Below are 11,750 nucleotides of genomic sequence, written 5' to 3'. Positions count from 1 at the left end.
AAATAAATGAAGCTTTTCACCCGCGTGGAGTTGGTAGATGTCAAAGCTGGATAAAGAAGCCTTAGAGTCGTTGGACTCGATGCGCGAACTAATGGATAACGCCGACTGCTTAATTTCGCAGCAAGAAGTAGAGCGGGCGCTTGACCGCATGGCAGAAGCTATCACCCGAGATTTAGGCGATAAACTGCCGGTGTTTTACTGCGTGATGAATGGCGGCTTAATTACCACGGGGCACCTGCTGACCCGCTTGGGCTTCCCGCTGGAAGTGGATTATCTGCATGCCACTCGCTACCGCAACGAGCTACGTGGCGGCGAGCTATTTTGGCGGGTTTCTCCGGAAGTGCCGATGGCCGGTCGTCATGTTGTTATCGTCGACGATATTTTGGATGAAGGCGCGACCCTGGCGGCGATTTTGGCCTACTGTGAAGAAGCCCAGGCCGCCAGTGTTACCACGGCGGTGCTGGTGGATAAACAACACAACCGCAAAGCAGTGCCCGGTTTAAAAGCTGACTACTGCAGCCTGGAAGTGGCCGACCGCTATGTGTTTGGCTTTGGCATGGATTACAAAGGCTACTGGCGCAACGCACCGGGAATTTTTGCCCCCAAGGGCATGTGATCCGCTGAGGGCTTGTGGTGATGTTTTAGGCTTAGCGGGGCGAGAAGCGCCTCGCTAAGCCGGTTTCGGCAATCATTCGTGTGGAAATCTCCTCGACCGAGAAGCGTGTCGCATCAATATAGGGAATGTGCATGGTGCGGTAGAGCGACTCTGCCTGTTCCACTTCTTGCAGGCACTGATCCATCGAGCTATAGCGGCTATTGGGACGTCGCTCGTTGCGAATCGCCGATAGGCGCCGCGCATCAATGGTTAAGCCAAACAGCTTTTGCCGATGGGGCACGAGCGCCTTGGGTAGCTTGAGCATGCCATCTTCGTCTAAATCATCTTCTGTCAGCGGATAGTTAGCCGCTCGAATGCCGAACTGTAAAGCCAGGTAGAGCGAAGTAGGGGTTTTGCCGCAGCGCGAAACGCCGACCAGAATGATATCTGCCTTATCGTATTGATGCGTCCGGGCACCGTCGTCGTTATCCAGCGCAAAGTGCACGGAGTGTATGCGGTCCATGTAAACGTCATCACTGCCAATCGAATGGGTGCGGCCAACGCTGTAGGAAGAGTGCGTCTCTAACTCCTGCTCCAAGGGCTCCAGGAAGGTGGAAAAAATATCGACTTTAAACCCGGATGCCTGACGAATAACATCGCGAATCTGTTGATCCACAATGGTATCAATGATGATCGGGCGATGGCCGTCGCGGTTGGCCGTTGACTCAATAATTGCGGCTAACGCCTGAGCTTTTTCCAACGTATCGATATAGGGCTTGGTCAGCATATCGATCTCAACATCGCTGAACTGAGCCAGCAAGCTACGGCCTAAACTTTCCGCCGTGATCCCGGTACCATCTGAAATAAAAAAAGCCGTACGTCTCATAACGAAATCCACTGATGAGTGATCCGCCTATTGTGTGCCGAGGCGTTTGCCAGCACAACGTGTCATCGGCCGCTATGGCTGCGTCGGATGGGCCTGACTACATAAATAGCCAAAAAAGCGCCGCTGTTGTAAAAATCCTCCACTCTCTTCGCTATTAGACCAATGGCGAATGTATTGGCGCGGTGCTAGGGTAGCCATTGAATTATCCATGGCCCACGGCATTAATGCCCATATCAGTGGCCATGCCGATATCTATGAGCGAGGGGGTTACGTGGAAGAGTACATTCTGTGGTTCGATCAGCTGGGCATGGCCGACGTCGAACGCGTAGGTGGTAAAAACGCCTCGCTGGGTGAAATGATTTCCAACCTCTCCGGTGCTGGCGTAACGGTGCCCGGTGGCTTTGCCACTACCGCCCACGCTTACCGTGAATTTCTCTCCCACGAAGGGTTAAACGAGCGTATTAATGCCACCCTGGCTCGCCTGGATGTCGACGATGTTAAGGCGCTGGCCGAGGCGGGTCGCAATATTCGCCAATGGATCATCGATACACCGCTACCCCCTAGCTTTGAAGCGGCCTTGCGCGATGCTTACGGCCAGTTGCAGCAACAACACCCGCAGTTGAAAGTGGCTGTGCGCAGCTCGGCGACCGCTGAAGACCTGCCCGATGCCTCCTTCGCTGGTCAACAGGAAACCTTCCTTAATATTGAGGGCTTCGACAATATCAAGCGTGCGGTGCACGAAGTTTTCGCCTCGCTATTTAATGATCGCGCAATCTCTTACCGTGTCCACCGCGGCTACGCCCACGAAAATGTCGCCTTGTCGGCAGGCGTGCAGAAAATGGTGCGTTCAGAGACCGGCGCGGCAGGTGTTATGTTTACCCTAGACACCGAATCCGGCTTTAAAGAGGCCGTTTTCGTCACCGCCTCGTGGGGCTTGGGCGAAACCGTGGTGCAGGGCGCCGTCAACCCTGACGAGTTCTACGTTCATAAACCGACCCTGGCGGCGGGCCGTCCGGCGGTGCTGCGGCGTAACTTAGGCTCCAAGCTGATCAAGATGGTTTACGGCCAGGACGCCAGCGCCGGTAGATCGGTGGAAACCGTCGATGTGCCGCACTCGGATCGCGGCCGTTTCTGCCTTAATGATCAGCAAGTCATGGATCTGGCCCGTCAGGCGATGACCATTGAGCAGCACTACCAGCGCCCCATGGATATTGAGTGGGCGTTGGATGGCGACGACGGTGAGCTCTACATCGTTCAAGCCCGCCCTGAAACGGTGGTCTCCCAGCAAGAGGGCGGCAAGCTTGAGCGCTTCCAACTGCGTGAAAAGGGTCGCACATTAATCACCGGTCGGGCGATTGGTCAGCGCATCGGCCGGGGTACTGTCAAAGTCGTACTCAGCCCTGACGATATGGATAAAATCCTTGATGGCGATATCCTGGTCACCGATATGACTGATCCGGATTGGGAGCCGATCATGAAGCGGGCTTCCGCGATCGTCACCAACCGCGGCGGGCGGACCTGCCACGCGGCGATCATCGCCCGCGAGCTGGGCATCCCCGCGGTGGTGGGCTGTGGTGATGCGACGACTCAGTTAAAAGAGGGTATCGACGTCACGGTCTCTTGTGCGGAAGGCGATACCGGCAATGTGTATGAGGGGCTGCTGGAGTTTGATTGCAAAGTCTCCAGTGTCGATGCCATGCCGGAGATCCCCTTCAAAATCATGATGAATGTGGGCAACCCCGACCGCGCCTTTGGCTTTGCCAGTCTGCCTCACGCAGGTGTTGGCTTGGCGCGTCTCGAATTTATCATTAACCGCATGATCGGCGTCCATCCCAAGGCGTTATTGGAGTACGACACGCTGCCGGTGGACTTGCAGCAGGTGATCGATTTACGTACCGCGGGCTATAGCGACCCGGTGAGTTTCTATGTCGATAAACTGGTTGAAGGCATCTCTACGCTGGCGGCGGCTTTCCATCCCCAGCGTGTCATCGTGCGGCTGTCAGATTTCAAATCAAACGAATATGAAAACCTGATTGGCGGCAAGCTCTATGAGCCGGGTGAAGAGAACCCCATGTTGGGCTTTCGGGGGGCATCACGCTATATTTCAGAGGCATTCCGGCCCTGCTTTGAGCTTGAGTGTCGGGCACTGAAGCGGGTGCGCGAAGAGATGGGCTTCGAGAATATCGAAATCATGGTGCCCTTTGTGCGCACCACCGACGAAGCGCGTGAGGTGGTAGAACTACTGGCCGCGAACGGCCTGGAGCGGGGCGGCCCCACAGGTTTGAAAGTGATTATGATGTGCGAGCTGCCGGCTAACGCTTTGCTGGCCGACGAGTTTTTGGAGTATTTTGACGGTTTCTCCATCGGCTCAAACGACCTGACTCAGCTAACGTTAGGCTTGGATCGTGACTCGGGTATCGTGGCGCATCTGTTTGACGAGCGTAATGGGGCGGTTAAAAAGCTGCTCGCAATGGCAATTCAGGCGTGCAAGGCGAAAGGCAAGTATGTGGGTATCTGTGGGCAGGGGCCGTCAGATCATCCTGACCTGGCTAAATGGTTGATGGAGCAGGGTATTGACTCTGTATCACTTAATCCCGACGCGGTACTGGAAACCTGGTTTATGCTCGCAGGGCAAAAAATCGAATAGTTATATTTATTTTGACTAATTTACGCCCGGCCATTGTGCCGGGCGTCGTTGTTTTTATAGGCTACTCTTCTGGAGTGGTTTTTTAATTTGTCGCGGAGAGCGCTGAGATGTCCCCAAAGTCAATTAAGTTCGCGCTACCTGTTTTGCTGGTGGCGCCATTATATAGCTGGGGGTTTAGCTATGAGACTCCTTCAATTTCACCCGAAAGCGAGTCTGGTTACGAAGAGAAGCCGGGCTGGGCGGCGGAGTCGTTTGCGGTGGCCGCGGCCAATCCGCTAGCCACCGATGCTGGTTATCAAGTCCTTAAAGCCGGTGGTAACGCTATTGATGCGGCCATTGCGGTGCAAATGGTGCTGAATTTGGTGGAGCCGCAATCCAGCGGTATCGGCGGCGGCGCTTTTTTGATGCTCTACGACGGCGACGAAGTGCGTGCCTACGATGGGCGTGAAACGGCCCCCCAGGGCGTTAATGGCGAGCTGTTTTTACAGGATGGTGAGCCGATGGCGTTTAACGACGCGGTGGTTAGCGGTCTATCAGTAGGCGTGCCGGGCACGCTGCGTATGCTTGAGAAGGCTCACGCTGAGCATGGTGAACTGGCGTGGGCGGAGCTGTTTAAACCGGCGATTACCTTAGCAGAAGAGGGGTTTGCCGTTAGCAACCGGCTGCACACCAGCCTTGAAAGCGATGAGTTCCTGCGACAAGACCCTCTGGCGAGCCAATTTTATTACGATGCTGAAGGCGAGCCCATTGCCGTCGGTGAAACGCTCAAAAACCCTGCCTTGGCAGCGGTTTTACGCCAAGTCGCTGAGCAAGGCAGCGCCGCCCTGCATGAAGGGGCCGTAGCCGAAGACATCGTTGAGCGCGTTCAGAACCACCCTGAGCGCCCAGGCAGCTTGTCGATGGAGGACATGAGTGGCTATGAGGCGCTTGACCGCGAGCCGCTGTGTACGCCTTGGCAGCAGTGGGAAGTGTGCGGCTTCCCGCCGCCTTCGTCGGGTCATCTGACCGTGATGCAGATTTTGGGCATGCTTGATCAGCAGCCGTTGCTTGAGGCCCCGCTAGATGATGGTGTTTCCAGCAGCGGGTGGCTGCACCAGTTTTTAGAAGCGTCGCGCTTAGCATTTGCCGATCGTGGCCGCTACATCGCCGACCCTGACTTTGTCGAGGCGCCGGGTGGCGACTGGTCGCTGATGCTGGCGCCCGATTATCTTGAGCAGCGCAGTGCGCTTATCGAAGAGATGAGTATGGGCGATAGCGCGGAACCAGGTAATCCTGGCGAGCTAAGCGTTAGCTGGGCTAGCCAGCCCGAGCAGCCCGAGTACGGTACCAGCCACATCAGCATCGTCGATGAGGAGGGCAACGCGGTTGCGATGACCACCACCATCGAGCAGGCGTTTGGCTCGCGGATTATGTCCGATGGCGGCACGGGACTAACCGGTGGTTTCCTGCTTAATAACGAACTCACCGACTTTTCATTTGTGCCTGAGGTCGATGGCGAACCGGTGGCAAACCGAGTCGAGCCCGGCAAACGTCCACGTTCCAGCATGAGTCCGACCCTGGTATTCAATCAGGACAGCGGTGAATTAGTGGCAAGTCTTGGATCGCCGGGCGGTGCTGCCATTATTCATTATACTGCGCGTACGTTAGTGGCGATGCGTGACTGGGGCTTGAGTGCGCAGGAAGCGCTCAACCTTCCCCATGCTATAACACTTGGCGGGGATGTCTATGTGGAGGAGGGGCGTTTTCCTGAGGCGACCATCGAGTCACTGCGCGAGCGCGGCCACACGGTCAGCGAGCGAGAACTCACCAGCGGGCTCCAAGCCATTATGCGCCTTGAAGATGGCAGCCTGTTTGGTGGCGCTGACCCCCGTCGCGAAGGCGTGGTCATGGGCGATTAAGTGAATGCCTATTGGCGGAGCCAGTTACGCAGCTTGACCAGCATCAATGCACCGTCGCTTAATTCGCGGCGGTCATGAATTAGTTCGGTTAAGCGATCTGGGTAGTCGGTGATGATCGCATCGACACCCAGATCAATCAGCGTCGACATTCGGGCTCGATCATTGACGGTCCAGGCGTGTATTTCGTACCCATATAGGCGTGCTAAGCGTATTTCCCCTTCCGTAATACGGTTATGTCGTAGACCCAGTGCATCAAAGTCGCGCCGATCCAGTGTGCCGGGCAGAATAAGCTGGGCCAGTAAGGTCACGCGCAGCGCTGGTGCACGCTCATTCAGATATTCCAGCAGTGTTGGCGACATGGTGGCCATGCGCATATCCATTAGCGCATTAGGGAAACCGCACGCCGTATAGCCGTCGAAAGCGCTTTGTTGGGTCGCCCAGCAGCGATAGCGTACGTCGCTCTCTGCATTTAAGGCGTCAATAACGGCCTCGGCTAACGCCTGTTCTTGACCTGGCAGCGGCTTGATATCAATCATTAACCCCGCTTTGCCACGGACTCTTTCGAGAGCTTCGTCCAAGCCGGGAATATTCTCGCCTTGAAAAGCATCGCCAAACCAACTGCCCACATCGAATTGACTAAGCTGCTCTCTGGTCAGTTCGCCAAACTCGCGGTTATCGCCGGTGAGCCTCGCCATGCTGCGGTCGTGGTAGAGCATTACCTGCTGGTCACTGCTCAAGCGCACGTCAATTTCGATATAGTCAGCGCCATCGATCAGGGACTGTTCTAACGCGGAAAGGGTGTTTTCAGGCGCGACCATGGAGCTGCCACGGTGGGCAATGACCGCGACATTGTCACGTATCTCAAAGCTATTCAGAATCCACCACGCTTGAAGTCCGGCAAAAATCAGCACGCTGAGTTCAACTGCCCAGGCCAGCTTGCCTGCGTTAATGTCCTCAGCAGGGGCTGCTGGGCGGGGTTCGCGGTGGGCTAACTGCATATACAGACAGGCGGAAAGCAGCGCATTGGCGGCAATACCGATAAAGGTAATGGCCAGTGTGACCAGGACATAGCCGAGTAAGTAGGCGAGCATCGCCGGGATAAGCACGGCATTATGCTCTGGTAGCCACCACAGTAGCGGCGTAAATAACCGGTCAAACAGCAGCGTCACCAGCAGTGGCAGGCTGATAATCAGCACCAGGAGCAGCAGCACCGCAGCGCCAATAGAGCGGCGCCAGCCACGGGTTAGGGTGACGCTACGCTTAAGTGCCTGCCACGGGCTGCAGCGTTCCAGGGCCACTAGAGGCAGTGCTAACAGCCAGCGCAGGTAGAGCCATGACGCTGCCCACGCCCAAGCGATTATCAGCGGCAGTGCGCAGGCAACGAAATACCACAGTACGGGGGGGCGCACGCGCTGCAGGTAGTAGGGGTCTATACCGCCTAGCCAGACATCGTAAAGCCATGCTAACCCGGCCATAAAGGGTGCCAGCAATAATAAGTGGGTGCCTACCTGGAGTATCACCAGACCCGCCAAAGCGGGCAGCCGTCGGGTACTCAGCCAGAGCGCTTCAAGAGCTAGCCGATAGTGGTTATCGCGGGGTCTGACGGCCACCTGCAGCATGCCCGCCTGCTGCCAATAAATAATCACAAACGTGAAGCCAAGCCCTACCAGCATGCCGATCAGCCCCAGCGGGCTGAAGAGTAGCCCAATCAACTCGTCGTTGGTGACCACGGTACGGTTAAGCTGCGCTAGCAGTCCACGCGTCACCCAGGTGATCGCTGGCAGCAGCAAGGCTGAGGCGAGCAGGGTAAAAAACAGGTGGTAGGCGATCAGTGGGCGAAGATGATCGCGTAATGTGCGCAGTAAGGCAGAGCCAAGGTAGGTCAAAGGCTGCATCGTCATGAAACGGTAAGAATGAGCCACCAGGGTGGCAGTAACCGCCACACCTGGCAAGGGGCTCTATTTAAAACAATCTTCGTTAATAAAGCGTTGTTCTCAAGCAAGCGGCAGCTCATGGTCAGCAACAATAATGCCGTTGTTATCGGCATACAGCCACTGGCCGGGCTGCAGGGTGGCACCGGCAAAAGTGACATTGATATCACGCTGACCGTCACCGCGCTTTTCACTTTTGCGCGGGTGGCTGCCCAACGCCTGAACGCCAATCGGCAGGGCGGCGAGTATATCCACATCGCGCACGCAGCCGTACATGACGACGCCCGCCCAGCCATTGGCGACCGCCTGTTCAGCGAGCATATCCCCCAGCATGGCGCAGCGGTGGGAGCCACCCGCATCAACCACCAGCACCGCGCCGTTACCCGGCTCGGCGACGGCCTGCTTGACCATGGAGTTATCTTCAAAGCACTTTATCGTACGAATAGGGCCGTAGAAGGCGTCAAGCCCACCAAAATTGGCAAACAGCGGTTCCAGCACTGCGACCTCCGGGTGTGCATCGCAGAGATCGGGCGTCACGATATCAATCGAGTTCGTCATCATAGGTTCCTGTTATGAAAGGTTAGTATCAGCATAGACAGCTAAGCGGGCCGTGCAAAAAAAACGCCCCGCCCTGTAAAACAGTGGCGGGGCGTTCGGTCATCGACTCAGAAAATGCAACCTGTCACATCTTCTGCGATGTTGCGAGCATCGGCGATGGGGCGGTCTATCTCAAGTGCTTAACGAACGTTAGGCTTCTTGAGCGACCGGTATCACGTTTGAGGCGATCTTTTGATACTCCTCAATCTCGTGAAAGTTCATGTAACGATAAATCTCGCCCGCCATAGCGTCAAACTCACCCATATAGCGTTGATACTCTTCAACGCTGGGTAGGCGTCCTTCTACTGCGGCAACGGCCGCCAGTTCCGCTGAGGCTAGGTACACATTGGCACCGTCGCCCAAGCGATTCGGGAAGTTACGTGTAGACGTAGACACCACGGTGCTCTTAGCAGCAACGCGGGCCTGGTTACCCATACACAGTGAACAACCCGGCATTTCCATGCGGGCACCGGCACGGCCGTAAATGCCGTAGTAGCCCTCTTCGGTCAGCTGATGCTGATCCATTTTCGTCGGTGGTGCCAGCCACAGGCGGGTTTTTAAACTGCCGGCAGGCTGCTTTTCAAGCAGTTTGCCGGCAGCCCGGAAGTGGCCGATGTTGGTCATGCATGAGCCGATAAAGACTTCGTCGATTTTCTGGCCTGCCACTTCAGACAGCAGGCGCGCATCATCCGGGTCATTCGGCGCACAAAGAACCGGCTCTTTAATTTCAGCCAGATCAATTTCGATAACTTCGGTGTACTCGGCGTCTTGATCTGCGCGCATCAGGCTTGGGTTGGCCAGCCACGCTTCCATGCCTTCAATACGACGGCTGATGGTGCGCTCGTCGCCGTAACCGTTGCCCATCATCCACTTCAACAGAGTGATGTTGGACTTGAGGTACTCAGTAACGCTCTCTTCTGACAGGGTAATGGTACAGCCAGCGGCAGAGCGCTCGGCGGACGCATCAGAAAGCTCAAAAGCTTGCTCTACGGTCAGATCTTCCAGACCTTCAATTTCCAACACCCGCCCAGAGAAGGCGTTTTTCTTGTTGGATTTATCAACGGTCAGCAAGCCTTGCTTGATGGCGTAGAGCGGAATAGCGTGAACAAGGTCGCGCAGGGTTACGCCAGGCTGGCGCTTGCCTTTAAAGCGAACCAGTACCGATTCCGGCATATCCAGCGGCATGACGCCGGTGGCAGCGGCAAAGGCGACTAGGCCCGAACCGGCTGGGAACGAGATGCCGAGCGGGAAACGGGTGTGCGAGTCGCCGCCGGTGCCCACTGTATCGGGCAGCAGCATACGGTTCAGCCAGCTGTGAATAATACCATCGCCAGGGCGCAGCGAAACGCCGCCGCGGTTCATGATGAAGTCGGGCAGGGTGTGGTGGGTATCCACATCCACCGGCTTCGGATAAGCGGCGGTATGACAGAACGACTGCATGACCAGGTCAGCCTGAAAGCCCAGGCAGGCCAGGTCTTTCAGCTCGTCACGGGTCATCGGTCCGGTGGTGTCTTGCGAGCCAACGGTAGTCATCTTGGGTTCGCAGTACATGCCAGGGCGAACGCCGTCCAAACCACACGCCTTACCCACCATTTTCTGCGCTAAGGTAAAGCCTTTGCCAGTATCTTTGGGCTGATCAGGTAGGCGGAAAACGTCAGAAGTGGGTAGGCCCAGCGACTCACGCGCCTTGCCAGTGAGCCCGCGACCAATGATCAGGGGAATACGGCCGCCAGCGCGTACTTCATCCAGAATCAGCTGCGTTTTAAGCTCAAAGGTGGTGATAACGTCATCGCTATCGTGCTTGCACACTTTACCCGCGTAGGGGTAAACATCGATGACATCACCCATGTTGAGGTGGGTGACGTCCATCTCAACCGGCAGGGCTCCCGAATCTTCCATGGTGTTAAAGAAGATAGGCGCAATTTTGCTGCCAAAGCAGAAACCGCCAGCGCGCTTGTTGGGAGCGTAGGGGATATCGTCGCCGAAAAACCACAGTACGGAGTTGGTGGCTGACTTACGCGATGAACCGGTGCCCACAACGTCGCCTACATAAACGACTGGGAAACCTTTGGCTTTAACGTCTTCGATCTGCTTGAGCGGGCCAGTGGTACCCGGAACCACTGGCTCAATGCCGTCACGCTCGTTTTTGAGCATAGCATTGGCGTGGAGCGGAATATCCGGGCGTGACCAGGCATCCGGCGCAGGAGAGAGGTCGTCGGTATTGGTTTCGCCAGGAACCTTAAACACGCTAAGGGTGATTTTTTCCGCCAGTGCTGGTTTTGACAGGAACCACTCGGCGTCAGCCCAGGACTGGATAACCTCTTTCGCGACACTGTTGCCGTTTTTGGCACGGCTTTCCACATCGTGGAAGGCGTCGAACATCAGCAGTGTGTGCTTGAGCTGTTCGCCTGCTTCGCGGGCCAGCTCCTCATTATCGAGTAGCTCTACCATCGATACGATGTTGTAGCCACCCTGCATAGTGCCAAGCAACTTAACGGCGTGGATCTTGTCGATCAGCGGAGAGCTTGCCTCACCTTTAGCGATGGCAGTGAGGAAACCGGCTTTTACATAAGCGGCTTCGTCAACACCCGGCGGAACGCGGTTGGTGATTAAGTCGAGAATAAATTCTTCTTCACCGGCCGGTGGCGTCTTCAGTAGCTCAACCAGTGAGGCGACTTGTTCGGCGGTTAGGGGTTTGGGCGGGACGCCCTCAGCGGCACGTTCCTCTACATGTTGGCGGTAAGCTTCAAGCACGTTGGGGCCCTCTCATTGACGTTCTCATTTGACGTTCTCATTAAGCTTATGGTGACGGCCTCGTTGCACGCTGTGGGTCATACCGCGTTGGGCAATGGGCCGACCACATACGACATACGCTTGACAAACAGCGTGTGGTTGGATGGCTGAGATTCTACGCCAAACTGTCGACAATGTTAAGCTGGCAAGCAGCGACGGCTGTTGTACTTTATGTTGATGCCACGATTTAAACGGGTCAAAAAAGCGCTTTTTATAGACCAATTGGCTCAAAATCAGGAAAGTTTTTTCCATTTCATCGCCAACCACCCGCGGTGTGGGTGTGATTGTGGTTACAGCGCGTTACCATAGTCCTCACTTTATAACCTTAGCGCCACGCTAATGACTGCTGGTGCTGATAGCAGCGTGCCAATAAAAGTGTGTGGAGCATTTTTAAACGCACAGC

Annotated in this window: 7 protein-coding genes; 3 read left to right on the top strand and 4 right to left on the bottom strand. The window is 55.9% G+C overall.

The genetic code is table 11. The annotated features are described in order from the left end of the window. The first annotated feature begins 37 nt into the window (after positions 1-37). Positions 38-616: a hypoxanthine-guanine phosphoribosyltransferase gene (locus U738_RS09565; RefSeq protein ID WP_007114399.1), complete on the top strand. Its 579-nt coding sequence runs from the start codon at positions 38-40 to the stop codon at positions 614-616. 31 nt (positions 617-647) lie between these two features. Here U738_RS09565 and ppsR read toward each other — a convergent pair whose 3' ends face one another. Further along, the gene (ppsR, locus tag U738_RS09560) at positions 648-1,481 is read right to left on the bottom strand and encodes a posphoenolpyruvate synthetase regulatory kinase/phosphorylase PpsR (RefSeq protein ID WP_035579619.1); all 834 of its coding nucleotides are present in this window, start codon (positions 1,479-1,481) and stop codon (positions 648-650) included. 271 nt (positions 1,482-1,752) lie between these two features. On the opposite strand from ppsR, the gene ppsA reads away from it, so the two are divergent. Both ppsA and ggt read left to right on the top strand, forming a co-directional pair. Continuing rightward, the gene (gene ppsA / locus U738_RS09555; protein ID WP_035583407.1) at positions 1,753-4,128 is read left to right on the top strand and encodes a phosphoenolpyruvate synthase; all 2,376 of its coding nucleotides are present in this window, start codon (positions 1,753-1,755) and stop codon (positions 4,126-4,128) included. A 107-nt stretch (positions 4,129-4,235) separates the two neighbouring features. Further along, positions 4,236-6,026, top strand: a complete 1,791-nt coding sequence (gene ggt, locus U738_RS09550) for a gamma-glutamyltransferase (protein ID WP_035579617.1) — start codon at positions 4,236-4,238, stop codon at positions 6,024-6,026. A gap of 8 nt (positions 6,027-6,034) precedes the next feature. On the opposite strand, the gene U738_RS09545 is transcribed toward ggt, so the two are convergent. The 3 genes from U738_RS09545 to acnB all read right to left on the bottom strand — a co-directional run bounded on the left by U738_RS09545 (position 6,035) and on the right by acnB (position 11,308). After that, positions 6,035-7,978: a glycerophosphodiester phosphodiesterase family protein gene (locus U738_RS09545; protein WP_035579615.1), complete on the bottom strand. Its 1,944-nt coding sequence runs from the start codon at positions 7,976-7,978 to the stop codon at positions 6,035-6,037. A gap of 42 nt (positions 7,979-8,020) precedes the next feature. Continuing rightward, complete coding sequence (gene rraA / locus U738_RS09540) at positions 8,021-8,518, bottom strand: ribonuclease E activity regulator RraA (protein ID WP_035579613.1); 498 nt, start codon at positions 8,516-8,518, stop codon at positions 8,021-8,023. A gap of 186 nt (positions 8,519-8,704) precedes the next feature. Continuing rightward, positions 8,705-11,308 (bottom strand): bifunctional aconitate hydratase 2/2-methylisocitrate dehydratase, encoded by a 2,604-nt coding sequence (acnB, locus tag U738_RS09535; protein ID WP_035579611.1) that lies wholly within the window; start codon positions 11,306-11,308, stop codon positions 8,705-8,707. Positions 11,309-11,750: the final 442 nt, after the last annotated feature.

This window comes from Halomonas sp. TG39a (assembly GCF_000744395.1).
Classification (GTDB): Bacteria; Pseudomonadota; Gammaproteobacteria; order Pseudomonadales; family Halomonadaceae; genus Vreelandella; species Vreelandella ventosae_B.
This window is presented reverse-complemented; position numbering and strand designations above follow the sequence as displayed.